Origin of the sequence: Vibrio sp. MED222, assembly GCF_000153005.1 — a bacterium.
In the GTDB taxonomy this organism is placed as follows: Bacteria; Pseudomonadota; Gammaproteobacteria; order Enterobacterales; family Vibrionaceae; genus Vibrio; species Vibrio tasmaniensis_A.
On record NZ_CH902610.1, the window covers coordinates 29,490 to 54,837 of the forward strand.

General features: G+C 43.8%; 21 protein-coding genes and 1 other annotated feature. Of the genes, 14 read left to right on the forward strand and 7 right to left on the reverse strand.

Annotated features, from left to right (window positions below):
- Positions 1-229 precede the first annotated feature (229 nt).
- The 4 genes from MED222_RS04315 to MED222_RS04300 all read left to right on the forward strand — a co-directional run bounded on the left by MED222_RS04315 (position 230) and on the right by MED222_RS04300 (position 6,096).
- Positions 230-1,183 carry a TIGR01212 family radical SAM protein gene (locus tag MED222_RS04315; protein ID WP_009848406.1) on the forward strand — a complete coding sequence of 318 codons (954 nt, stop codon included), beginning with the start codon at positions 230-232 and terminating at the stop codon, positions 1,181-1,183.
- A gap of 92 nt (positions 1,184-1,275) precedes the next feature.
- On the forward strand, positions 1,276-3,027 hold the full coding sequence (locus MED222_RS04310; RefSeq protein WP_012603234.1) for a diguanylate cyclase: 1,752 nt from the start codon (positions 1,276-1,278) through the stop codon (positions 3,025-3,027).
- 230 nt (positions 3,028-3,257) lie between these two features.
- On the forward strand, positions 3,258-5,645 hold the full coding sequence (gene arcB, locus MED222_RS04305) for an aerobic respiration two-component sensor histidine kinase ArcB (RefSeq protein WP_009848408.1): 2,388 nt from the start codon (positions 3,258-3,260) through the stop codon (positions 5,643-5,645).
- Positions 5,646-5,652: 7 nt separating this feature from the next.
- Positions 5,653-6,096: a hypothetical protein gene (locus MED222_RS04300; protein WP_009848409.1), complete on the forward strand. Its 444-nt coding sequence runs from the start codon at positions 5,653-5,655 to the stop codon at positions 6,094-6,096.
- 200 nt (positions 6,097-6,296) lie between these two features.
- On the opposite strand, the gene arcA is transcribed toward MED222_RS04300, so the two are convergent.
- On the reverse strand, positions 6,297-7,013 hold the full coding sequence (arcA, locus tag MED222_RS04295; RefSeq protein ID WP_004741534.1) for a two-component system response regulator ArcA: 717 nt from the start codon (positions 7,011-7,013) through the stop codon (positions 6,297-6,299).
- A 576-nt stretch (positions 7,014-7,589) separates the two neighbouring features.
- Between arcA and MED222_RS04290 the strand changes: the two genes are divergently transcribed.
- Entirely contained in the window at positions 7,590-8,075 is a 486-nt protein-coding gene (locus MED222_RS04290) for a putative 4-hydroxy-4-methyl-2-oxoglutarate aldolase (protein ID WP_009848410.1), read from the forward strand.
- 29 nt (positions 8,076-8,104) lie between these two features.
- Here MED222_RS04290 and MED222_RS04285 read toward each other — a convergent pair whose 3' ends face one another.
- Positions 8,105-8,581 carry a hypothetical protein gene (locus tag MED222_RS04285; RefSeq protein ID WP_009848411.1) on the reverse strand — a complete coding sequence of 159 codons (477 nt, stop codon included), beginning with the start codon at positions 8,579-8,581 and terminating at the stop codon, positions 8,105-8,107.
- A 317-nt stretch (positions 8,582-8,898) separates the two neighbouring features.
- Positions 8,899-9,017 (forward strand) — a sequence feature (Thr leader region).
- 29 nt (positions 9,018-9,046) lie between these two features.
- Here MED222_RS04285 and thrA point away from each other — a divergent pair.
- From thrA to thrC, 3 genes are read left to right on the forward strand one after another with little or no spacing between them, the layout of a single operon-like run.
- The gene (thrA, locus tag MED222_RS04280; RefSeq protein ID WP_009848412.1) at positions 9,047-11,506 is read left to right on the forward strand and encodes a bifunctional aspartate kinase/homoserine dehydrogenase I; all 2,460 of its coding nucleotides are present in this window, start codon (positions 9,047-9,049) and stop codon (positions 11,504-11,506) included.
- Positions 11,507-11,523: 17 nt separating this feature from the next.
- Complete coding sequence (gene thrB / locus MED222_RS04275; RefSeq protein ID WP_009848413.1) at positions 11,524-12,480, forward strand: homoserine kinase; 957 nt, start codon at positions 11,524-11,526, stop codon at positions 12,478-12,480.
- Positions 12,477-13,760 (forward strand): threonine synthase, encoded by a 1,284-nt coding sequence (gene thrC / locus MED222_RS04270; RefSeq protein WP_009848414.1) that lies wholly within the window; start codon positions 12,477-12,479, stop codon positions 13,758-13,760. Before thrB ends, thrC begins: the two co-directional genes overlap by 4 nt.
- Before the next feature lie 78 nt (positions 13,761-13,838).
- Here thrC and grcA read toward each other — a convergent pair whose 3' ends face one another.
- On the reverse strand, positions 13,839-14,216 hold the full coding sequence (gene grcA, locus MED222_RS04265) for an autonomous glycyl radical cofactor GrcA (RefSeq protein WP_009848415.1): 378 nt from the start codon (positions 14,214-14,216) through the stop codon (positions 13,839-13,841).
- A 326-nt stretch (positions 14,217-14,542) separates the two neighbouring features.
- Here grcA and nfo point away from each other — a divergent pair, with 326 nt between their 5' ends.
- The 3 genes from nfo (at position 14,543) to MED222_RS04250 (ending at position 17,167) form a co-directional block, all read left to right on the forward strand.
- The gene (gene nfo, locus MED222_RS04260) at positions 14,543-15,451 is read left to right on the forward strand and encodes a deoxyribonuclease IV (protein WP_009848416.1); all 909 of its coding nucleotides are present in this window, start codon (positions 14,543-14,545) and stop codon (positions 15,449-15,451) included.
- A gap of 397 nt (positions 15,452-15,848) precedes the next feature.
- Positions 15,849-16,529 carry a uracil-DNA glycosylase gene (gene ung / locus MED222_RS04255; protein ID WP_009848417.1) on the forward strand — a complete coding sequence of 227 codons (681 nt, stop codon included), beginning with the start codon at positions 15,849-15,851 and terminating at the stop codon, positions 16,527-16,529.
- 86 nt (positions 16,530-16,615) lie between these two features.
- Complete coding sequence (locus MED222_RS04250; protein WP_032555322.1) at positions 16,616-17,167, forward strand: hemerythrin domain-containing protein; 552 nt, start codon at positions 16,616-16,618, stop codon at positions 17,165-17,167.
- A gap of 151 nt (positions 17,168-17,318) precedes the next feature.
- On the opposite strand, the gene MED222_RS04245 is transcribed toward MED222_RS04250, so the two are convergent.
- Positions 17,319-17,507 (reverse strand): DUF3545 family protein, encoded by a 189-nt coding sequence (locus MED222_RS04245; protein WP_009848419.1) that lies wholly within the window; start codon positions 17,505-17,507, stop codon positions 17,319-17,321.
- Between the two features lie 711 nt (positions 17,508-18,218).
- Here MED222_RS04245 and MED222_RS04240 point away from each other — a divergent pair.
- On the forward strand, positions 18,219-19,649 hold the full coding sequence (locus MED222_RS04240) for an alanine/glycine:cation symporter family protein (protein WP_009848420.1): 1,431 nt from the start codon (positions 18,219-18,221) through the stop codon (positions 19,647-19,649).
- Positions 19,650-19,875: 226 nt separating this feature from the next.
- A complete protein-coding gene (yaaA, locus tag MED222_RS04235) occupies positions 19,876-20,652 on the forward strand; it encodes a peroxide stress protein YaaA (RefSeq protein ID WP_009848421.1) in 777 nt (258 codons plus the stop codon).
- 180 nt (positions 20,653-20,832) lie between these two features.
- Here the strand turns inward: yaaA and srmB are convergent, their stop codons facing one another.
- Both srmB and MED222_RS04225 read right to left on the reverse strand, forming a co-directional pair.
- The gene (gene srmB / locus MED222_RS04230; RefSeq protein WP_009848422.1) at positions 20,833-22,098 is read right to left on the reverse strand and encodes an ATP-dependent RNA helicase SrmB; all 1,266 of its coding nucleotides are present in this window, start codon (positions 22,096-22,098) and stop codon (positions 20,833-20,835) included.
- Between the two features lie 107 nt (positions 22,099-22,205).
- Positions 22,206-22,934 (reverse strand): tRNA1(Val) (adenine(37)-N6)-methyltransferase, encoded by a 729-nt coding sequence (locus MED222_RS04225; RefSeq protein WP_009848423.1) that lies wholly within the window; start codon positions 22,932-22,934, stop codon positions 22,206-22,208.
- A 314-nt stretch (positions 22,935-23,248) separates the two neighbouring features.
- On the opposite strand from MED222_RS04225, the gene brnQ reads away from it, so the two are divergent.
- Entirely contained in the window at positions 23,249-24,562 is a 1,314-nt protein-coding gene (gene brnQ / locus MED222_RS04220; protein WP_032555323.1) for a branched-chain amino acid transport system II carrier protein, read from the forward strand.
- Between the two features lie 162 nt (positions 24,563-24,724).
- Here the strand turns inward: brnQ and fldB are convergent, their stop codons facing one another.
- Positions 24,725-25,246 carry a flavodoxin FldB gene (fldB, locus tag MED222_RS04215; RefSeq protein ID WP_009848425.1) on the reverse strand — a complete coding sequence of 174 codons (522 nt, stop codon included), beginning with the start codon at positions 25,244-25,246 and terminating at the stop codon, positions 24,725-24,727.
- Between the last annotated feature and the right edge of the window lie 102 nt (positions 25,247-25,348).

A 25,348-nucleotide genomic window follows, 5' to 3' on the forward strand; every position in this document is an offset into this window, starting at 1 on the left:
CAATGAAAGTTAACCGATGTAGACCATTTTTTTCGTTTTGTTTTGAATTTAATGCCTAACAAATGTGCAACATTAGGCAAATAGAGCTTATTTTTTGCATGTTTATTGATATTTGATAGGTTGCTCGCAAAAATCCTTGCGTAAACTAATTGGTCGAATTTTGCAGGGATGTAATTTTTTTTCAAAAAAGACTGATATTCATTCTTATTTACTTGAGTGCTTTGAAAATATGCAATTACACGAGTTAGTTAATACTATCGGCCAAGATCTCCAACGTCGTTATGGCGAGAAGGTTCACAAGCTGACACTTCACGGTGGGTTTAGTTGCCCAAACCGAGACGGGACAATTGGCCGTGGCGGTTGTACCTTCTGCAACGTAGCTTCTTTTGCCGATGAACAAACTCAAGTTCAAAGTATTGCTGATCAATTAACAGATCGTGCGGGTGAAATCGCTCGTGCCAAGAAGTATCTTGCTTATTTTCAGGCGTACACCAGTACTTACGCTGAGGTGCAGGTACTCAAGAATATGTATGAAGAGGCTCTAAAAGCACCTGGAGCAGAGATTGTTGGCCTTTGTGTTGGCACGAGACCAGACTGTGTGCCGGATGCGGTACTCGATCTGCTCGCGGAGTACGTTAAGCAAGGTTACGAAATTTGGCTAGAGCTCGGCCTGCAAACAGCCAATGACAAAACCCTCAAGCGAATTAACCGCGGACACGATTTCACTGTGTATGAAACGATCACCCAGCGCGCACGTGCTTTAGGAATCAAGGTATGTACTCACCTTATTGTCGGCCTGCCCAAAGAAACCAAAGCGGATAACCTTGAAACTCTAGATAAGGTATTAGCGGCTGGCACTGATGGTATCAAGCTTCACGGGCTTCATATTGTTGAAGGCAGTACCATGGCTAAAGCCTGGAAGGCAGGAAAGCTAGAAGCACCAAGCCTTGAGGAGTACATTGATATCGCGAGTGAGATCATTCAACGCACACCAGCGGACGTGGTTTATCATCGTGTATCTTCTGCGGCGAGACGCCCGACACTACTCTCCCCTTTATGGTGTGAGAACCGCTGGTTGGCGATGACTGAGATTGGTCGTTCGCTTGATAAAACCGGCGCACAAGGCATTAAAACAGGCTTTGCATTCGAGTACACGCAACCTGTTTTAAACGCGACCAATTGATAGGAATGGGTGACTGTAGGTAACAGCAGATAAAACCAACAAATAGTGGTAACATTTCCCTCACAGAATTTATAAGCATAGATTGAGAGCAGATGGAACTGGTAATGACTTGGTTATGGGATAGGGCGTATGGCTACGGTATATATATCGTTGTTCTATTGCTGATAGGTCTCATCTGCTGGCATATTTATTTACGTTACCAGTCATATATTGAACAGCTTCTTCTCGCTACGCCTTCACCTCTTTATTTTGTTGACATCCGAAGTGGCGAGATCTTGTACGCCAATCGCCAAGCCATGCAGCTGCTTGGTATCCGCCAAATCGGTACTCACTTTCGTTTTCCAACAGTGGAAGCTGAGAATAGTTTTCGTCATTACCTCACTGATCACATCAACTCTCGAACGTTTGAGTATCTCTCGTCCTGGGTTCTTTCTGAATTTGAATCTTTTAAGATCAACTTGGTGGGTCGTAAGATCCACTTTAGAAGTAGAAAGGCTTGGATGATACATGCTTCCCCTTATAAAAGTACCAACGAAGAGATTTCCCAAGAGGTTCGTGATCTCAATGTTGCTCGTACCGCTTTGGATTCTTTATCTGAGTTGGTCTATGTCATCGATCAAAAGGGTGAATTGGTCGCGAGTAATCGTGCGTTTAAAAAGTTTTGGCATGGTCGCCCTGAAGAGGGCACTTTAAGTGTGTCTAGTGGTGCCTTAAAAGGTCGTGTCAGTGAGCGCTCATGGACCACAGACCAAGATGGTAAGGGGTGTCTCCTTGAAACCTATCAAAGTGTCTTGCTCTCGCAAAGTGGGGAAACCATAGGTACGCTCTCGATAAGTCACGATGTGACGGATTGGCATGACATGCAGCAACAACTGCGTGGGGAAATGGAAAAGCGTAAAGATACTGAAGTTGCACTTGCACAACGTGACACCATTTTACAAAACATCTTGGAAGCGAGCCCTGACTCGATTGGTATCTTCAACGAAAATATGGTTTACCAGGCGTGTAATAAGCCATTTGTGGCAGCGTTGGGTATTTCTGAAGTCAGTGACTTAGTGGGTAAACGTCTACAAGACGTAGTACCAAATAGCATTTATATGCGCGTATCAGAGAGTGATCACCAAGTACTTCATCAAGGTAACTCGTTGCGTTACATCGACAAACTGGTTTCAAGTGATGGAGAGTTTACTTGGTATGATGTAGTGAAGTCGCCTTTTAGAGACCCTGCATCGAGTACCAATGGTGTACTGATCATGGCACGTGATATCACAGAACGTTACCTCGCCGAGCAGAAACTTGAAGAAGCCAATTTAGAGCTTGAGCGCCTCAGTTTTATGGATAGTTTAACTCAGGTATCCAATCGACGTCGCTTCGATGAGCAGCTGTCTACATTGTGGCATCATCATGTGCGTGAGAAGTTGCCGTTGACGATCATGCTGTGTGATATCGACTTCTTTAAAGGCTATAACGATTTCTATGGACACCAACAAGGAGACGATGCTTTGATTCAGGTTTCACAAGCCTTTAAGCAGGTGTTGAATCGCTCTTCGGATTGCGTGGCTCGGTACGGTGGTGAAGAGTTTGGCTTTATTCTCCCAAACACAACCACAGAAGGTGCGCTTATGGTCGCTCGTCGAATTCATGATGAAGTGCAAAAACTAGGACTCGCTCATGAGAAGTCTACAGTGTCTGACTCCATCACGGTGAGTATTGGTATTGTCTCTTATATACCAACACCTGATGACGAAATGGAGTCTGCTGTTGCCTTGGCTGACAGTGCGTTGTATCAAGCGAAATCTGATGGTCGAAATCGTTCGATAGTGCATCCATACTCTATTCACTAACTTTATAGAATGGGTAACTTAGTGACTCCGTCTTTTTCTTGTTTAGCATTTATATTACTTGGCTAATATTTATGTGGCTTGGCTAGTATTGATATTGCTTGGTTAGTATTAATATTGGTTGATTAACCTTCGATATTACCGCTAATCTCTTGCTGCGTGTGATGTAGCTAGCTTACCTACTTTCTTCAAACAAGGTAGAATGTTGCTAGTCTTATCGCGTGGAGCGCTAAATGAAACCCATGAAAAATCTTGCCCAGTATTACGTGGATCTGCTCGTAAAATTGGGGATTGTCCGCTTTTCTATCTTACTCGCCCTAGCGCTTGTTGCCCTTGCTGTTGTTGTACAAGTCGGTATCACCCTCGCACTCAAAGGTAATGTTGATGATATCGACATTGTCCGTTCGGTTTTCTTCGGTTTAGTGATCACACCTTGGGCGGTCTATTTTCTCTCAGTCGTGGTCGATCAACTGGAAGAGTCTCGCCAAAGGTTGGCTAAATTGGTCTCTAAGCTGGGTGACATGCGAGAGCGAGATCAAGAACTCAACAATAAACTGCAACTCAATATCGAAAAGCTCAACCAAGAAATTGAAGATCGTGAAAAAGCCGAAGAAGCGCGTGCAGAAGCAATGCATGATCTTGAGAACGAAGTGTTTCAGCGTGAGCGAACTCAGCTTGAATTAGCAGAACGTACGGCGCTGTTGCGTTCGTTTATCGATGCCTCGCCTGACCTCATTTATTATCGCAATGAAGATGGTGTGTTTTCAGGTTGCAACCGAGCGGTTGAAGAACTCACGGGCAAAACAGAAAAAGAGCTAGTTGGTTTGACGCCTTGGGATGTCTACAGCAAAGAGGTAGCCCAGCAAGTTGTTGAAACCGATAAGAAAGTCTTTGCTGACAACCAAGCTTTGACCTATGACCAATGGCTTGAATACCCCGATGGACGTAAGAGTTACTTCGAGCTGCGTAAGGTGCCTTTCTACAGTAAAGATGGTCGCCACCTTGGCTTGGTTGGTTTTGGTCGTGATATTACCGAGCGTAAAGAGCACCAAGAATCACTAGAGAAAGCCAGTCGCGATAAGACCACCTTTATCTCAACCATTAGCCACGAGTTAAGAACACCGCTCAATGGCATCATCGGCTTGAGCCGCATGTTATTGGATAGCCAGCTGACGACCGAGCAGCGTAAGCAGATGCAAACCATCAAGGTGAGTGCGGTGACACTGGGTAATATCTTTAACGATATTATCGACATGGATAAGTTCGACCGCCGTAAGCTTGAGCTATTCCCAACCCCTATCAATTTTGAAGATTTCGTTGTTGAGATCGAAAGCATTTCTGCGTTAATGGCAGAGCAGAAAGGGTTGAGGTTTGATCTAGAAAGATTGTCCGATCTCCCATCTGCAGTTGAGGTGGATGGTACTCGTCTTAGACAGGTATTGTGGAACCTTGTAAGCAACGCGATGAAGTTCACCAAAGATGGTGGTGTCGTGATGACGGTCAGCGCTGAAATTGATGGCGACTTTGCCAACATCACGATGGAAGTAGAAGATACCGGGATTGGTATCCCTGAAAGCGAAATCGAGAAGATCTTCGCGATGTACTATCAGGTAAAGTCGGGAACAGACAATTTACACGCTGTCGGTACCGGAATTGGTCTTGCTGTATCTCAACAGCTGATCAATATGATGGATGGTCACATTGAAGTCACCAGTGAAGAGGGGTTTGGTAGTACCTTTACGATTTCGATTCGAGTTCCAGTTAATCACGATACTCAGGCTTTGATCAAAACGCCAAGAAAGCAGTCCAACCTTAAGATTTTCATGGTCGAAGACATTGAGCTCAATATCACAGTAGCTCGTTCTTTACTTGAAAGCCTAGGGCATGAAGTGACAGTCGTAATGACGGGTAAAGAGGCACAAATCGTTTTCAACCCGAAAGATTATGACTTGGTATTACTGGATATCCAGTTACCAGATATGACTGGTTTCGACATTGCCCAATACTACCGCGAGAAATATAGCCAATTGCCGCCTTTGGTGGCATTAACCGCGAATGTATTAAACAATAAGCAAGAGTATTTCCAGAAAGGCATGGATGAAGCGATCAGTAAACCACTGTCGGTTCGTGCAATCCAGGATGTCATCAGCGAGTTGATTGAGGATGCCCCAGAGGTTATTGAGAAAGCCGAGGGCATTGATACAGTAAAGGATGTTGAAAAAGTAGCAGGTGTTGAGAAAGTAACAGCGAGTAAGCCGGCTCTTTCAACGATTGATACCACTTTGCTTGATATTGATATGCTAGAGTCTTATGTTGACATTGTCGGGTCGAAACCTGTTTTGGATAGTATCGTGATGTTTGAAGATATGATGCCGGAATATATGGAAATATTGAATTCCAATATGGTTGCGAAAGATCAAGACAGTATCGTTTCTGAGGCACACAAGATTAAAGGTGCAGCAGGTTCCATTGGCCTGAAACGCATACAGCAAGTTGCTCAGAAAGCTCAATCTCCAGATATGCCTGCGTGGTGGGAGAACATTTCAGATTGGGTTGATGAAATAAATAACGAATACCAAAATGATATTGAAGTCTTAAAGAGTTGGTTAAATCAAAGGTAGAAGAATGATGAAAAAATTAGCATTTACCGCATGTGTAGTAGCATTAGCGGGTTGTTCTGCGCCACAAGTAGAATGGCAGCAAGATAATCAAGTCGAAGTATCTGCAGCGACAGTCACAATGAAAAGCAACCTGTGGCACAACAAAATGCCTACGATTGGGGAGGCTCAAGATAAGACTTTGCATGGTGCTATCTACCTAGAGTCTGACTCACAATTACCAGCAACACTTGCGGTTGAGAGTGTGACGGTTAAACAGGGTGCAGATACCTTGTTGGTAACTGCTGACGATCTAGATTTAAGAACACATAGTGAAACGCAGTGGGAAGTCGCTTTTGTATGGCAGTTAGAGATCGACAGTGATAAGCCTGTTGATGTTGCGATTGAACTCAAAGATGGCGAAACCGTGAAGTGGTTAGTCGAGAAAGACGTGAAGGTAGATACGGTTTACTAAAACCTTAGCGAACAATGAACAATGAACAATGAACAATAAAAAAGGGAGAATGCGTTGGCATTCTCCCTTTTTAATAACGATTGTTCACGCTTCGATTGCTAGAAGTACTAACTGTTTATAAGTACTAACTGGTTAGAGTGCTATCGGTTTAGAAGTGCTAATCGACGGCAAGAACTAAACGGCCAGAAGCGCGAATCGAATTAGTCTTCTAGGTCACCACAAAAGCGGTAGCCTTCACCGTGAATCGTCGCGATGATTTCTGGTGTACCAGAAACAGATTCAAAGTGCTTACGAATACGACGGATTGTTACGTCTACAGTACGATCGTGTGGCTTAAGCTCACGGCCAGTCATCTTCTTAAGAAGGTCTGCACGTGTTTGGATCTTACCTGGGTTCTCACAGAAGTGAAGTAGAGCACGGAACTCTGAACGAGGTAGCTTGTAGCCTTCGCCATCTGGGCTAACCAGAGAACGACTGTTGATATCTAGTACCCAACCATTGAACTCGTACTTCTCAACGCTACGCTTTTCTTCTTGAACAGAGCTTGTGCTCATTGAACGGTTAAGAAGGTTACGTGCACGGATAGTCAGCTCACGAGGGTTGAAAGGCTTAGTGATGTAGTCATCAGCGCCGATTTCTAGGCCAAGGATCTTATCAACTTCATTATCACGACCAGTTAAGAACATAAGCGCTACATTTGCTTGCTCACGTAGTTCACGCGCAAGTAGTAGGCCATTCTTACCTGGAAGGTTGATGTCCATAATTACAAGGTTAACTTGGTTATCAGATAGCACTTGGTGCATCTCTTCACCGTCGCTAGCCTCAAAAACAGCATATCCCTCTGCTTCAAAAATACTCTTTAGAGTGTTACGAGTTACTTGCTCATCTTCAACGATAAGAATCTGCGGGGTTTGCATTTGGCGGTACCTAAATTTGTGACGAAACTGTGCTAATAGAATAAATTCTAGGCAAAACATAACATACAGGTAATGTATTTTTGATGATAACTTAAAGTTTTCAAAAAAACACTTACTTCCAGCTATCTGCCTTCCTTGAAGTATTGCCCAATAACGTAGATCCAGTACGCCTTTCAATCATTCTTTTAGTGATTTAAGAGGATTCTATAATGTTAACAGCATGCTAACAACGCGAGAATGTTAATTCCATTCACTTTGTTGATTTACATCAATTGCCGTATCGCAACAAACTTTAATAGTATGGCTACAACTTAACCAATGTTATGGTGACTATTTAGCACCAAAATAAGAATGATTATTCGAGATATTTCGCACATCTTGCTTGCTAAAGACCGGACTATGAACCAAGGAAGCTGAAAGCTATCCTTAGAGTCTAGTAGATAAATATGCTCAATCAACTTTTATTTCGTATTAAATTGGGCATAGAGCAATGAAAACAAAGGATTAATTTTAATAATATATAAAAGCATAGAGGCTCACCTGACTTAATAGGTTTGCCTTACTCACGGAGGATATATGCACGATATAACACCTGACTTATGTGATGAGTTTGAAAGCAAAGTCACGCTACTGAATATGCCATTACAGTACTTCGGCCAGCGTGGTGCGTTCTGGGGAAAAATTGTAACAGTTCGTTGTTATCACGATAATTCCAAGGTTCGTGAGGTTTTAGAGACCGATGGCTGCGGCAAAGTACTCGTTGTAGACGGTAATGGCTCGTGTCAAAAAGCGTTACTTGGCGACCAATTGGCTATTCTAGCCATCGAAAATGGTTGGGAAGGCGTCATTGTGAATGGTGCGGTGCGTGATGTTGCGATGATGGCGCAGATGGATCTTGGTATTCAAGCTCTCGGAGCCTCTCCATTTAAAACCGAGAAGCACGGTGTTGGGCAAGTGAATGTGACGCTCTCTATACACAATCAACTGATTCAGCCCGGTGATTACATTTATGCCGATTGGAATGGTGTGTTAATTTCAACGGAATTGTTGATTGAATCTTAACGGGCTCATCAATAAAGAAGTGGGATAGATTAGAAGCGAAACCCTAATCCTACCTCAACACCTTGTTGCCACTCTTCATAATCAAGGGTGGCATGCATATCTAGATTGTCGGTTAGCTGCACGCGGCTGGAAAGCTCTGCGGCTACCGATTTATCACTGTCTTCTGTTTCATTGTTATAGGTGTGTAGAGAGCTGTTGAAAGAGACTCTTTCGGAAAACTGATAACTAACACCACTCAAGAATCCACTCTCATATTTCAGTGCAGCAGTGTTGATTCGTGTACCGACATAAAGATCCACATCAGAAAACAAGCTATAAGAATAACCACTGTCTACTGTCCAAGTATCAAAGCTTTCACTCGATGCACTTTGCGTGGAGATAAAAAACTTATGGGCAGAGCTATCGATTTGACTGGGGAGCAAAGGCAAACTGCTCAGTAGCGGTAAACTGTTCGCTGAACAAACGACAGGCATAGCAAAGACTAAAAGAATAAGTAATCTCTTCATTTCCCACTCCTGATGTCATTATTATTGTTTTTCGAACGTTATTGTTTAATTAAAGCACAGGACTTGTATGTTCGCTGTACTATCGATAGAGCATTTTGTTATGACTATATATGCAACTGATTACTTCTGTTTGTTTGATGAGTTAATCCAGTCTCTGAATGGCAGGTTGATGCAGGGTGTTTTATCTCTTAAATGAAGGTTTGCTCTGAAAAACGGTGTGAATGTAAAAAAAACGCAACTTTTCATTGACGCATAGTAGTAAAAATTGATACACGTAGAGTAAAGCACAAGCAGAGAATTTGATATGCAGCATGTAAGCCACCTAGTAATGACCACCACCATTATTATTACCGACATTCACATTGTTGGGGCAGGCTGCTAAGTAACGGATTTTAAAAAAAAGGCCTGTATCCAACAAGATACAGGCCTTTTTTTGTACCATTTTTATGACTTATGGAGAAAGGGATGCGCGTTTTAAAGTTTGGAGGTTCATCATTAGCTGATGCAGATCGTTTTTTACGAGCGGCTGATATCATCGCTAATAATGCCCAGCAAGAAGAGCTAGCCGTTGTACTATCGGCTCCAGGAAAAACAACCAATAAGCTGGTTGCTGTTATTGAAGCAGCACTAAAAAATGGTGAAGCAGACGTACAGATCACCGAGATCGAATCATCATTCGCTGCATTGTTTGCAGAGATTCAAGCGGTATTGCCGTCAGTAGATGGCTCTGCGTTTCAAGAGCAAGTCGATACCTCTCTTGCTCAACTTAAGCAGTTCGTGAATGGTATTAACCTACTGGGCATGTGCCCGAATCACGTAAATGCTCGTATCATTAGTAAAGGTGAGCGAGTTTCAATCCAGCTAATGAAAGCGGTGCTGGAAGCGAAAGGCCAACCAGCAAGCCTGATTGACCCTGTGGAATACCTCTATGCTCAAGGTGATCATCTTGAAGCTATGGTGGATGTGGATGTTTCAACTCAGAACTTCCGCCAATCACCGCTTCCTAAAGGTCACGTAAATATCATGCCGGGCTTTACTGCTGGTAATGAAAAAGGCGAGCTAGTAACGCTTGGCCGTAACGGCTCTGACTACTCAGCTGCAGTTCTAGCGGCATGTCTACGTGCTGATTGCTGTGAGATTTGGACTGACGTCGATGGTGTTTACAACTGTGACCCACGCTTAGTAGATGATGCCCGTCTTCTTAAATCACTTAGCTACCAAGAAGCGATGGAGCTTTCTTACTTCGGTGCTTCAGTTCTACACCCGAAAACTATCGCACCTATCGCACAATTCCATATTCCATGTCTGATCAAAAACAGCTTCAACCCACAGGGAGCAGGCACTTTGATTGGCCAAGACACTGGCGAAGATAACCTGGCGATCAAAGGTATCACTACGCTAAGTGACCTAACGATGGTTAACGTATCAGGCCCAGGTATGAAGGGCATGGTAGGCATGGCGAGTCGTGTATTCGGCGCGATGTCTTCTGCAGGCGTTTCTATTGTCCTTATTACTCAATCTTCTTCTGAGTACAGCATCAGCTTCTGTATTGAATCGGCTGACAAAGTGAAAGCGAAGCAAGTGTTATCAGATGCGTTTGAACTCGAACTTAAAGATGGCCTATTAGAGCCAGTTGAGTTCATGGATGATGTTGCGATTGTGACGCTGGTGGGTGACGGTATGCGTACTTCACGTGGTGTCGCTTCTCAGTTCTTCTCTTCTTTAGCGGAAGTGAACGTTAACATCGTCGCTATTGCTCAAGGCTCTTCAGAGCGCGCTATCTCTGCGGTTATCCCGGAAGATAAAATCTCAGAAGCAATCAAAGCGTGTCACGAAAACCTATTTAACTCTAAGCACTTCCTTGACGTCTTCGTTGTCGGTGTTGGCGGTGTTGGTGGTGAGCTTGTTGACCAGATCCAACGTCAACAAGGCAAACTGGCTGAAAAAGGCATCGTGATTCGCGTATGTGGTTTAGCAAACAGCAAAGGCTTGCTGCTAGACAGCGATGGTCTACCGCTAGAACAGTGGCGTGATCGTATGTCGAGTGCGACAGAAGAGTTTAGCCTAGCGCGTTTAGCTGCACTTGTTCAACGTAACCACATCATCAACCCTGTGTTGGTTGATTGTACGTCTAGCGAAGGTATTGCGGGGCAATACGCTGATTTTCTAGCGGCTGGTTTCCATGTTGTAACACCAAACAAAAAAGCCAACACGGCAAGCATGGCTTACTACCATCAGCTTCGTGAAGTGGCACGTAACTCTCGTCGTAAGTTGATGTACGAGACAACAGTAGGCGCAGGTCTACCGGTAATCGAAAACCTACAGAACCTAATTTCTGCGGGTGATGAGCTTGAGAAGTTCAACGGCATTCTTTCTGGTTCACTGTCTTACATCTTCGGTAAGCTTGATGAGGGTATGACACTCAGCCAAGCAACCAACATTGCTAAAGATAACGGCTTCACTGAGCCGGATCCTCGTGATGATCTGTCTGGTATGGACGTTGCGCGTAAGCTGCTTATTCTTGCTCGTGAAGCGGGTATGGCACTTGAGCTTGAAGATGTTGAAGTTGACCAAGCATTGCCACCGGGTTTTGATGACTCAGGTACAGTTGACGAGTTCATGGCTCGCTTGCCAGAAGCGGATGCATACTTCAAAGAGCAGTCAGCTATCGCAGCAGAAGAAGGCAAAGTACTTCGTTATGTGGGTGAGATCGCTGAAGGTAAATGTAAGGTTCGTATCGCAGCTGTTGATGGCGATGACCCAATGTTTAAGATTAAAGATGGCGAGAACGCTCTGGCATTCTACAGCCGTTACTACCAGCCAATCCCACTCGTTCTGCGTGGCTACGGTGCAGGTACTGAAGTTACAGCAGCAGGCGTATTCTCTGATGTGATGCGTACTCTTGGTTGGAAATTAGGAGTTTAGGAATGAGTTCAAGTGATATGGATGTTGTTGTTTATGCTCCTGCATCAATCGGCAATGTCAGTGTAGGGTTTGATGTGCTGGGGGCCGCTGTGTCTCCAGTGGATGGCACATTGCTTGGTGACCGAGTAATGGTTAAAGCCGGTGATGAACCATTCTCGCTAAAAACAGCAGGCAGCTTTGTTTCTAAGCTGCCAACTGAAACCAAAGAAAATATTGTCTATGACTGCTGGGTTGTGTTCTCTCGCGAGTTAGATAAGAAAGGTATCTCAGTTAAGTCTTTAGAGATGACACTAGAGAAGAACATGCCTATCGGTTCTGGTTTAGGGTCGAGTGCATGTTCAATTGTCGCAGCACTAGATGCTTTGAACCGTTTTCATGGTCAACCGTTGAATGAAACTGAACTGCTTGCTCTTATGGGTGAAATGGAAGGTAAGATTTCAGGTGGCATACATTACGATAACGTAGCGCCATGTTACCTTGGTGGTGTGCAATTAATGTTGGAAGAGCTTGGCATTATTAGCCAAGAGGTTCCATGTTTTGACGATTGGTATTGGGTAATGGCGTACCCGGGCATCAAGGTTTCAACGGCTGAAGCGCGAGAGATCTTGCCTTCTCAGTATCGCCGTCAAGATGTGATTGCCCATGGTCGTCATTTAGCGGGCTTTATTCATGCTTGTCACTCTGGTCAGCCGGAGCTAGCCGCTAAGATGATCAAAGACGTGATTGCTGAACCATATCGTGAGAAACTGCTTCCAGGGTTTGCTGATGCACGCAAATATGCAACGTCAGCAGGAGCATTAGCTACTGGAATTTCTGGTAGTGGCCCTACGCTATTTAGCATTTGCAAAGAACAAGATGTCGCCGAGCGTGTTGCACGCTGGTTAGAACAAAACTACGTACAAAATGAAGAAGGATTCGTCCACGTTTGTCGCTTAGATAAACAAGGTTCGATCGTTACAGGAAGTGAGTTATGAAGCTGTACAACATCAAAGAAAACGATGAGCAAGTCTCTTTTGGCCAAGCCGTTCGTCAAGGTCTAGGTCGTAATCAAGGTCTATTTTTCCCATCAGAGCTGCCTAAGTTCGATGACATCGATGCACTACTTGCAGAGGACTTTGTCCCTCGTAGTTCAAAGATTCTTTCTGCTCTAATTGGTGATGAGTTACCAAAAGAACAGATTGATCAACTAGTGGATGCGGCATTCCAATTCCCAGCACCGATCAACCAAGTGAAAGACGGTGTTTACGCACTTGAACTGTTTCACGGTCCAACGTTAGCATTTAAAGATTTCGGTGGCCGTTTTATGGCTCAATCTTTGGCTGCGGTTTCTGATGGCGGTCAAATCACAATCTTAACGGCAACATCGGGTGATACTGGCGCTGCGGTTGCACACGCATTCTACGGCATGGAAAACATCAATGTTGTTATCCTGTACCCGAAAGGCAAGATCAGCCCACTGCAAGAAAAGCTATTCTGTACGTTAGGTAAGAACATCCATACTGTCGCGATTGATGGCGATTTTGATGCGTGTCAGGCATTAGTAAAAGACGCGTTTGACGACGCTGAATTGCGTAAAGAAATTGGCTTAAACTCAGCAAACTCAATCAACATCAGCCGTTTGATGGCTCAGATCTGTTACTACTTTGAGGCGGCTTCTCAGCTAACCAAAGAGCAACGTGAAAATCTGGTTATCTCTGTACCAAGTGGTAACTTTGGTAACCTAACTGCGGGTCTATTAGCGAAAGCGCTAGGCTTACCGGTTAAACGCTTCATTGCAGCAACCAACGAAAACGACACGGTTCCCCGTTACCTAGAAACAGGTCAATGGGATCCAAAACCAACGGTTGCGACAACATCGAACGCGATGGACGTGAGCCAACCAAACAACTGGCCACGTATCGAAGAGCTTTGCCAACTGAAAGGTTGGGGACTGGATACTTTGGGTAAAGGTAAAGTATCTGATGAGCAGAGTGCTGAATCAGTACGTGATCTAAAAGCTCAAGGTTACCTGTGTGAACCTCATGGTGCGATTGCTTACCGTCTATTGGAAGAGCAACTGCAAGAGAGCGAGACAGGCCTTTTCTTATGTACGGCACACCCTGCGAAATTCAAAGAAGTGGTTGATGACATCTTAGGTACTGACATTGAACTTCCTGGTCCGCTAGCAAAACACGCGGTGATGGAGTTGTTGTCTGAAGATCTAGATAACGATTTTGAAGTGCTAAAAGCAGTGCTTCGTCGAGTTCAACCGTAACCTATATCGGTATTGTTGAACAAATAAAAACGGCGCTCAATGAGCGCCGTTTTTGTATTCTAATTCAAGCTCTAAAAATTATAGAGACTCAGTGAACGTACGTGCGATAACGTCACGTTGCTGTTCAGTAGTTAGAGAGTTGAAACGTACAGCGTAACCCGATACACGGATAGTTAGCTGTGGGTAGTTCTCTGGGTGAGCAACAGCATCTTCTAGCGTTTCACGCTTAAGAACGTTAACGTTTAGGTGTTGACCACCTTCGATGCGTGGTGCTGCTTCGATAGCAACTTCACGGCTTTCGTACTCGCCTAGGTCTGCAGCTGAGATAACTTGGTCAGCTTCGAAACCTGAAGTAGCAACAACACAACGAGCTTCATTCTTCTCGCTATCTAGTAGCCAGATTGAGTTTAGTAGGTCATCGTTTGCTGCTTTAGTAATTTGAATACCTTGGATCATAACTATCTCCTAGTCCACTTTATGTGGTTTGATTATGGTGTTAACTTTCGAATTTTATTGAGCTGAGTAATGTATACCTAGTTTGTGGTAGTTTAATATTGATTTAAGTCAAAAAACAACCAAAAACCTCATTTTTTTCAAGGTGATTACTTTGAGTTAAATCAATAAAACCTTTGAAAACAAAGTAATTACAAAATATTTTAAAGTATAAAAAATATTTAACAGTGGCATTTGTTGTAAATTTACTACATTTGTTGTGTTTTTATTGACCTGTAAGTGATACGACCCTTTAATTATTAAGCATCCTGAAAGTGTAAAGTGATTTAATGACAAACAATAATTCATCTTCAAAACCTGAAACTAATATTAAGTTTATTGGTGCGCATGTGTCTGCTGCGGGCGGTGTTGATCAGGCGCCAATGCGCGCAAGAGAGATTGGCGCCAATGCTTTTGCACTGTTCACCAAAAACCAAAGACAGTGGGCAGCAAAGCCGCTAGAAGCCAAAACCATCAGCGCCTTTAAAGCCAACTGTAAAATGTTAGGTTTTAGCGCTGAGCACATCCTTCCTCATGACTCCTACCTTATTAACCTAGGAGCACCAGAAGAAGAGAAGCTAGAGAAATCACGTGCGGCTTTTATTGATGAAATGGAGCGTTGTAACCAACTAGGACTCACGCTTTTGAATTTTCATCCTGGGAGTCATTTGAAGAAAATCTCAGAAAGCGAATGTTTGGCCAAGATCGCCGAGTCTATCAATTTGGCTCATCAAGCGGTGCCTGATGTGATTGCGGTGATTGAGAATACCTCAGGGCAGGGGACGAACCTTGGCTGGAAGTTTGAGCAACTAGCAGAGATCATCGACCAAGTAGAAGATAAATCACGCGTTGGTGTGTGTTTAGACACTTGCCATACTTTTACAGCCGGTTATGACCTACGAACAAAAGAAGCATGTGATCATACTTTTGCTGAGTTCGACCGCATCGTGGGTATGCACTATCTAAGAGCAATGCACATCAATGATTCAAAAGCTGAGTTTGCAAGCCGTGTAGATCGACACCATTCTTTAGGAAAAGGCGAAATAGGCTGGGATTGTTTTGAGTATATAGCCTCTGATTCTCGCTTTAATGGTATCCCTCTCATTTTAGAAACCATTGATTCGACTATCTGGAAAGAGGAAATTCAACAACTTAGGATGTTCCATCGCTCAGCAACGCTAGCGAGCGAAGACGCGTAATAATAGAGGGAATAATTAATTTCCTTCTACTCCTAAAAATTGGCACCTTTCTTTCATAGTATTAAAGTGAATATGTAGTTCACGATGTCTTAGAGGAGGTGCCTTTATGTATTCAATCACCCAAACTTCAACTGTTGCTGTCGCACGCCGTTTACCAACACCAAACCGTCACGTGCATAACCACGGGCACCACCGTACACAGCAGAAAAGTGGCTAATCGAGATAAACACAACTTGAACTGATTATTATGATTCATCAACAAGTGAACCCTACACATCATGTTTATTGATAGCTGTATGAGGTATAACTAGAGCCTTATTTAGGACAGTTAGCCGATACAGCTATTTTTTTGTCTGGCGAAAGCCGCTAGAAACCTTGATGATTGGGAAGTAAAACGATGAGCGCACCAAAGACTTGGGAATCCATTATTAATGATGAACGTGACAAAGAGTACTTTCAGAGTGTCCTCGCGTTTGTTGAACAGCAACGAAATAGTGGGAAAACCGTCTACCCTCCTCAAGAGCTGGTGTTCAGTGCCTTCGATATGACGCCTTTCGAGTCCGTACGCGTGGTTATCCTAGGGCAAGATCCTTATCACGGCGCTAACCAAGCTCATGGCTTAGCTTTTTCTGTACTGCCAGGTGTAAAAATCCCTCCTTCTCTACGTAATATGTACAAAGAGCTTGCGCAAGATATAGAGGGCTTTGAGATCCCGAGTCATGGCTACCTCGACACTTGGGCATCTCAAGGGGTGTTAATGTTGAATACGGTACTGACAGTAGAAGAGGCAAAAGCACACTCACATGCTAAGTGTGGTTGGGAAACCTTTACCGATGCCATTATTGCAGAGCTCAATCAGCGCTCTGAACCGATCATCTTCTTGTTGTGGGGCGCACACGCCCAGAAGAAAGGCCAAGCGATTGATGCAGACAAGCACCATGTGTTGGTTGCACCTCATCCATCACCATTATCAGCACGCCGTGGTTTCTTCGGTTGTCAGCATTTTTCGATGACCAACGAGCTACTCTCTTCTATTAATCAACAGCCTATCGATTGGACATTACCACTGGCACTGTAGATTGATGGTTTTCTGAGCAGGGTCAAACCACAAATTGCTATCTTCATATACACTTGTAAATAGTAGGTGTAATGGAGTGCAATACTATGATGATTGAAAGGATAAGACGAGAGCATGGCTATATGGCTCGTTTGCTCGCGATACTCAACAATAAGTTAGAGCTTCTAAAACAAGAGCGAGAAATAAACTATAGCCTGATCGCAGAGGTGGTTCATTATCTGATGAACCATTCAGACAAGGTGCATCACCCGAAAGAAGATGTTATTTATCGTTACTACCTAAAGCAATATGGCAGTGATCAAGTCATTGAAGACTTGGAACTGGAGCATCAATTGCTTTCCGAGAAAACGGCGGACTTTTTAGGTGTGGTCGATATGATCCTTCAAGATGCGGTCGTTCCTCAACAAGTATTTATTGAGCAGCTTGAAGCTTTTGTTAAAGCTCAACGAAAACACATGGAATATGAAGAGAAGCATGTGTTACCAATGATTGTTGAGTCGTTCACAGTTAAAGATTGGCAAGAGGTGGAGTCTCAATGGCTTCAACCTGAAGACGACCCTGTCTTTGGAGAGACAATTGCTGATGAGTACCGCCAACTCGCGGCTCGTGTTCGACAAAATGAACAAGAGTGCGTTTAGCCAGTTGTCATGTTGAAGCGTGACTATTTTAGATGCTCTCTATTTTAGAGGGCTAGTTCCCAAATGACGCTTTGAGCGGATTAAATACCTCGTAAAATAAAAAAGGCACCTATACAGGTGCTTTTTGCTATCTGATTTCTTATCGTGCTGATTAAAGCTTTATATCGTCAAGGCTAAAATCGAGACCTAGGTTCATCTCTCTAAGCTCTTTCTCAAGCTGTCTACGATCATTGATTGCCTCAATTTCACGCCATTTACGTTTGAGTGGTTTAGAGCGTGTTTTTTGAGTGGTACGAGGCATTTCTAGTTCTGATAATTCATCGAATTGAAAGCTATCCATAAGCATATCTCCTTCCGTGGGATTCGTTCTTACGAACCATTAAATATCATATTTAAGTTCACAATAACCTTGATTTGTTTCTCATTCGTTTCAAATATATGAAGTTTTTGTTCTGTTTTATTATGCATGCTCACACATTTCGGGGATTTTTGTGTACAAAAAATAAGCAAACAAACTTAAGTAAACGATTAAATTAGGGGGGATTGAATGTTAATTCATTGTGCAAATGGAATAGCATTTTGACTACAGTGCATTTAAGTGCGCATTGTGCCGTGTAGTATAGGGATCTCATTACCCTAGAAAAAAACACAGATCTTCACTATACCTTGTAAAACCTAGGCTGACGTCATTTTTACGGGATGGTGTTTTTGTTTTTATAGTGCCTTAGTTTTTGTTGATATTATGTCCTGACAATGTGACTTTTATTAGGCGCTATTGTTGAAAGTTGTGTTAACAAAAGGTGTATTATTAGTGAAATGTCATTTTAATATGTGTTTATTTTCATATTGATTTTTAGGCCGTCTCGCTGCATTATCCGCCCGTCAAAAAATACACCGATACGTAAAATGGATGCATGAAGCGACATTTACAATCTAGATCGCAACAAATAAATATAAATCTAATGCCGACACAACTATTGACACTGGCATAGGTGATCTAGAGGAAGGCTAGGAAGCAAGATCGGTGCTTAAACTCAATTACGAGGTTCACGTGACAGACTTAATCAATTTGATGAACGATCTCCTTTGGGGATCTATCTTAGTTTACTTACTCGTTGGTGTGGGTATCTACTTCACTGTACGACTAGGTTTCATTCAATTCCGCCATTTCGGCCACATGTTTTCTGTTCTTAGAAACAGCCGTAAAGCAGACAGTGCAGGTATCTCCTCTTTCCAAGCACTTTGTACTAGTCTAGCAGCACGTGTCGGTACGGGTAACATGGCTGGTGTTGCTGTAGCACTAACCGCTGGTGGCCCTGGCGCTATCTTCTGGATGTGGCTAATTGCCATGCTAGGTATGGCAACATCGTTTGCAGAAAGCACACTGGCACAGCTATACAAAACGCGTGATAACGACGGTAACTACCGCGGTGGCCCTGCATACTACATGGAGAAAGGCCTAGGTATGCGTTGGATGGGGGTTCTATTCTCTATCTTCCTAATCATTGCATTCGGTCTTGTATTCAACGCGGTTCAAGCGAACGCGATTGCAAGCGCAATGAACACGGCATTCGACTTTGAGCGCAGCTACGTTGGTGTTGGTATCGTAATTATCTCTGCATTCGTTATCTTCGGTGGTATCCGTAAGATTGCTCGCACTGCAGAAATCATTGTTCCAATTATGGCACTGGCTTACTTAGCTATCGCTATCTACGTAATGCTAATGAACATTGAGAAAGTGCCTGAAGTTCTGGCTCTTATCTTCAAGAGTGCATTCGGTCTGCAAGAAGCAGCAGCGGGTGGCCTAGGTTACGCAATCGCACAAGCGATGATTAACGGCATCAAACGTGGTTTGTTCTCGAACGAAGCGGGTATGGGTTCTGCGCCAAACGCAGCAGCTTCTGCTACGCCTTACCCACCACACCCAGCATCACAAGGTTATGTGCAAATGCTAGGTGTGTTCATGGACACAATTGTTATCTGTTCTGCAACAGTAGCAATCATCTTGATGTCTGGTGAATATGTACCACACGGTGAAGTAACGGGTATCGAACTCACGCAACGTGCACTAACAGCACAAGTCGGCGAATGGGGTGGTATCTTTGTAGCGGTAGCGATTTTCTTCTTCGCTTTCACTTCAATCATTGCAAACTACTCGTACGCAGAAACAAACCTTATCTTCTTAGAGCACAACAACAAGAAGGGCCTAGTGCTGTTCCGTATCGTTGTACTGGGTATGGTTATGTTCGGTTCTCTCGCGACACTGCCAACGGTATGGGCATTAGCTGACGTATCGATGGGCCTAATGGCGATTGTGAACTTGGTAGCGATCATCTTGCTGTCGGGTATCGTGATTAAGCTAGCGAAAGACTACAACCGTCAATTAGACGCGGGTAAAGTACCCACGTTCGATGCGGATGATTTCCCAGAGCTTAAGGCTCAATTGGAAGATGGTATTTGGGTTAACAACAAGAAGAAGTAATCTTGTTGGAGTGATTCATCACTCATCCTAAAATCATTAGAAAGGCTAAGGTTTCGACCTTAGCCTTTTTCTTTGCCTGCGATATTTTCTTTATTATCGATTCTTCTTTGTAAGCGACTTACAGCTAGATCTGTCTATCAAAGTAATAGGAAGAGTCATAAAGACAAGTTGATGTTTTTTCTATACTCTAGCTGCATCCAGTTAGATAACCGATTAGGGTAAAGTTATGTTAGTTGTCGTTTCTCCAGCCAAGACATTAGATTACGAATCACCATTAGCGACTGAGCGCTTCAGCCAGCCAGAGTTTGTTGAGCACTCTGCAGAGCTTATTGAAGTGTGTCGTAAGCTGACACCTGCTGATGTATCAGCATTGATGAAGGTAAGCGATAAGATTGCTGGGCTGAACGTAGCGCGCTTTGAGCAATGGAGTGAGACCTTTACCCAAGAGAATGCTCGCCAAGCTATTTTGGCGTTCAAAGGTGACGTCTACACAGGCTTAGATGCTGAAACATTGTCGGACGATGATTTTGACTACGCACAGAATCACCTGCGCATGCTTTCTGGGTTATATGGCTTGCTTAAGCCGTTAGATCTGATGCAGCCATACCGCCTAGAGATGGGTACACGTTTGGCCAATGCTCGTGGTACTAACTTGTACCAGTTCTGGGGTAACATCATCACAGATAAGCTGAATGAAGCGCTGAATGCTCAAGGCGACAATGTGTTGATTAACCTAGCATCGAACGAATACTTTAAAGCGGTGAAGCCGAAGAGCCTTGATGGTCAAATCATCACGCCAGTTTTTAAAGACTGCAAGAATGGCCAGTACAAGGTGATCAGTTTTTACGCCAAGAAAGCGCGTGGCATGATGGCTCGCTACATCATTGAGAACAAAATCGATTCAGTGGAAGCACTGACCAAGTTTGATACGGCGGGTTACTACTTCGTTGAAGAAGAGTCGAACGTGAAAGAGTTAGTCTTCAAGCGTGAAGAGCAAAACTAATAGCTCTTGGTTAATTAGTCACTCTTGGTTAACGAGTTACTTCGGCTTTAGCCTGTAATTAAAATTAGAGACGAGTTATTTAGCCTGATAACAGGCCAGACAATAATAAGCCAGACAAAGAAAAGCCCCATGCAGATAACTGCATGGGGCTTTTTATTGAATCATTGAAAGGCGGTTCGATTACTTGTTCTTAACGGCTTTCTTTTTCTTAGCGATTTTCTTTTTCTTAGCAATTTTTTGCTTAGCCACCGCTTTCTTGTCTTCTTTCTTCGGTTTTTTCTTCTTTGTTACCGCGGCTTTCTTATGCGTTGGGCGCATGCCTTCGATGAAGCGCTCTTTGATCGCATCTTCAGTGTAACGAGCCACACGTTCAATCATTAGTTGATCGTGCGCTTCAATGATAGAAACCGCGTTACCTTTCTTACCTGCACGAGCCGTACGGCCGATGCGGTGTAGGTATACATCTGCTGTACGCGGCATGTCGTAGTTAATAACGTGGCTTACATCTGGAAGGTCGATACCACGAGCTGCGACGTCAGTTGCCAGCAGTACGTTGATAGAACCATCGCGGAAACGAGAAATCGCGTTGTTACGACGATCTTGAGGCATTTCACCTTGGATCCATACACACGGGATCTGTGCACTTTCTAATTGAGCTCGTAGGTCACCTAGGCGGTCACGAGTCTTCAAGAAGATGATGCTGCGTTCAGCTTGCTCTGTGATGATATGTTTTAGGATATCAAGCTTGTGCTTAGCTGAATCGGCACGGTGATACCATTGAGTGATCTTCTTACGTTCACGCAATGACGATTTTGCATCGATCTCTGCTGGGTTTTTCAGAAGGTCTTCAGTGAAACCTTCAATACCTTTACCTTCTAGCGTTGCTGAGAAAAGTAAAGTTTGTTTACGCCAGCGACACTCTGCAGACAGACGGTCAACAACAGGACCAAAGCCCATGTCTAGCATACGGTCAGCTTCATCGAGAACCAGCCATTCAATCGCACGGCAGTCAAAACGCTCGCCTTCAATGTATTCCATCAGACGACCAGGTGTTGCGACTACGATATCTTGAGTCGTGCTTAAGATATCTGCGTGCTCTTGGTACATCACACCGCCCGTGATCGTAAAGATATTTAGGCTGGTGTATTTAGCAAGTTCACGTGCTTGTTCGGTGATCTGCATTGCTAGCTCACGCGTTGGCGTCAGGATAAGCATACGTGCAGGGCCAGATTTCTTACGTGGGAAATCCAGTAGGTATTGCAGTGCTGGCAATACAAATGATGCTGTTTTACCAGTACCTGTTGGCGCAGAAGCCAAAACGTCTCTTCCATCTAACGCTTGTGGGATTGCTTCAGCTTGTATCTGTGTTGGGCGTTCGTAGCCCATTTCGTCAATTGCTTTAAGCAGCTCTTGGTTTAGATCGAGTTCTGCAAAGGTTCTGATCACTGTTGTTTCTCCACAAGCAATAAATGTTTCTGCCTCAAAAAGCAGACGATAAAAAAGAGTAGTCGGACATTATAGAAGCATTAGTGATTAGGATCACATGGTATTTGCTACATCTTGAGATAAAAATCTTTAGTAAGGGCAATAAATGCCTCGCTATAACCGCCATCGTGATGGATCGTAAGCGATTCACGCTGCAAATCTTGCTCGCTAACAGGATCTTTAGATAGTTCAAACAGGATTCTGCTTGGCGGTTTTTTGTCGGTTGTTTTCACATCAAGGCGCTTTGCTAGGTACCAACCACATTGCTCGGCAAGTTTGATGAAGCCTTCTCCTTCGGGCGTCGGCAGTATAAAACTGGCGGTGGCGGCATCAGTTGTTATCTCGAAACAACACTGGGCAAGTTGAAGGTGATCCAAGCTGTCGGTGTGTCTAGCGGTGGCTCTTTGACTTTGCTGTGCCTGTTCACCAGAGTTGAAGTAGGGCGGATTACAAATTATGGCATCAAATTGTTGCGAGAAATCCGTGGTTAACACGCTGTCGTGATGAAGGGAGATACGATCTTGCCAAGGCGACTGCTCAATATTGACTGTGGCAGCATCAATGGCGTGCTGATCAATATCGATCGCAGAGATTGAAGCATCCTCAAAACGCTGCGCAGCCATCAAGGCCAACAGACCTGTTCCTGTCCCTATATCGAGTACTAATGATTCAGGGGCAAGGTTAATCCATGATCCGAGCAGTACTCCATCGGTGCTAACAGGCATGCCGCTCTGTCCTCCGTAAATAGAGAACCTCTTAAAATTGAAGCTTTTAGTATTTGTCGTTTTGTCTTTCATGAATATTCTGATTATCGAGATATTTTAAGTGATTAGCTCTAATGTTAACTATTTGTGTAAATTAATATTCTAATTGCTTATCTATTGTTGCTAACAATGATCGGTTGATAATTATGTTAATCTGCATATATTTAGTTTAATTCACTACTTTTTGTTTATATATGCAAATTTATATGGTGTTTTTTTATGGTGACTTGCAGCTAGCCGAGTGTTTCGTCATTATGCGCGACTATTTTAAAGATTGATTGGCAGCTTCTCGCTGTAACATTCATGTAAGCACAACATAAACTCATAAATATAATTAAGGATTATCTGTGAAACAGAGTCTAAAACTAACAGATATAATGGCATTGGGCTTTATGCTTTTTGCGTTTTTCTTAGGTGCGGGTAACATCATCTTCCCACCTCTAGCTGGCCAATTAGCTGGTGATCACTTTCTTCCAGCGATGTCTGGTTTTCTGCTGACTGCCGTTGGTCTGCCGTTAATCACTATCGTCGCGGTTGCAGTGGCTGGTGGCTCTTGGGGTCACTTAACTAAAGATCTTCCTAAGAAAGCTGCAACCATCATGGCTGTGCTGATCTTTATCATTATCGGTCCTGCATTTGCTGCACCGCGTACTGGCCTTGTTGCATATGAGATGGCGGTGAAGCCGTTCTTCATTGATGCGACTCAAGTTCATCTAACTCTCTTTTCGATTGCATTTTTTGTGGTAGCGATGTTCTTCTCATGGTCACAAGGTAAGCTTATTGACGTTATTGGCAAGGTACTTACGCCTGCACTATTCGTTGGTTTGGTTGTACTGGCAGTTGCTGTGTTCATTAACCCACAAGGTGATGTCCTTGCGGCTCACGGTGAGTACATCACTCAGCCACTGACCAAAGGTTTCCTTGAAGGCTACAACACCATGGATACTTTTGCTGCTTTGATGTTTGGCATGCTGATTGTTGACGCAATTCGCAGTAAAGGCGTGACTGACCGCGCAGCAACAACTAAGTACCTAATCAGTGCGGGCTGTATTGCCGCTGCGGGTCTAGCATTTGTTTACATCTCTCTGTTCTTCCTGGGCGCAACAAGCGCAACAGTTGCAGCAGGTGCAGATAATGGCGGCGCTATCTTAAGCCTATACGTCCAATCTTTGTTTGGCCCTTCAGGTCAACTCGTGCTTTCTGTGATCGTACTATTGGCTTGTCTAACGACGGCGATTGGCCTTGTATCAGCATGTTCTGATTACTTCAGCTCGCTAACACCTCTGTCTTACAAGACCTGGGTAATCATCAACGGTGTAGCTTGTGCAACCGTAGCGAACGTTGGCCTTTCTCAGTTAATTTCTCTGTCTGTTCCAGTTCTGTTTGCACTTTATCCAGTAGCAATCGCATTGGTCGCACTGACATTCTTGCGCAGCCGCTTTCCTAATCCAAAAGCGGCTTACCGCGTAGTGGTATTAGTGTCTCTACTGTTTGCTCTTATCGATGGTGCTAAAGTTGCAGGTATAGATGTATCTGCAATGAACATGCTGCCGTTGTTCGAAATCGGTATGGGTTGGTTGCTTCCAACAACTGCCGCAATCATCTGTATGTTCTTCGTTGGTAAATCAACAGAGCAAGAGATGGCTGAAGAGACTGTTTAATCTTCCGTTGAGATGACATTGTCCTTCGACATGAAATAGAAAAGGCCTCATTACTTCGCAGTAATGAGGCCTTTTTGTATTCTGTGATCTTTTAATATTCTGCTACTTCGCTACTTCGCTACTTCGCTACTGAGTTACTTAGCTGAGTGTACTTCTGTTTGGTTATAGCTTTTCGCTGTACTCAACCAGTACTTGTTCAACCCAGCTAGCGATACGGTCGTCGCTCAGTTCGTATTGTGAATCTTCATCAAGCGCCAAACCAACGAATTGAGATTGGTCTTCAGTGAGAGCTTTAGACGCTTCGAACTCGTAGCTGTCATCGTTTGGCCAGAAACCGACAAACTCAGCGCCAGCGATTTTCAGCTCATCATGTAATAGACCCATCGCATCTAAGAACCACTCGCCGTAGCCTTCTTGGTCACCTAAACCAAACAGCGCTACAACCTTGCCTTTCATTGGCGTGGTTGCAATGTCTTCCCACAGTTCATTCCAATCTTCTTGGATTTCACCGAAGTCCCAAGTTGAGATACCGAGCAGTAAAAGATCGTAGTCCGCCATCAATGAAAGAGGGGTTTCTTTCACGTTATGGATATCAACTAGGTCTTCACCAATAATGCCGCGAATTTTCTCTGCTGCCATTTCTGTGTAGCAGGTGGTTGAGCCGTAAAATAATCCAATTTTCATAGCAAACGTTCAATTTTAATTTCAGATGGCGAATTCTAACCATAAATCGACTTCGATTGCAGCGATTATCCGCTCAAGTCGTAATTTTTATGGCATTCATAT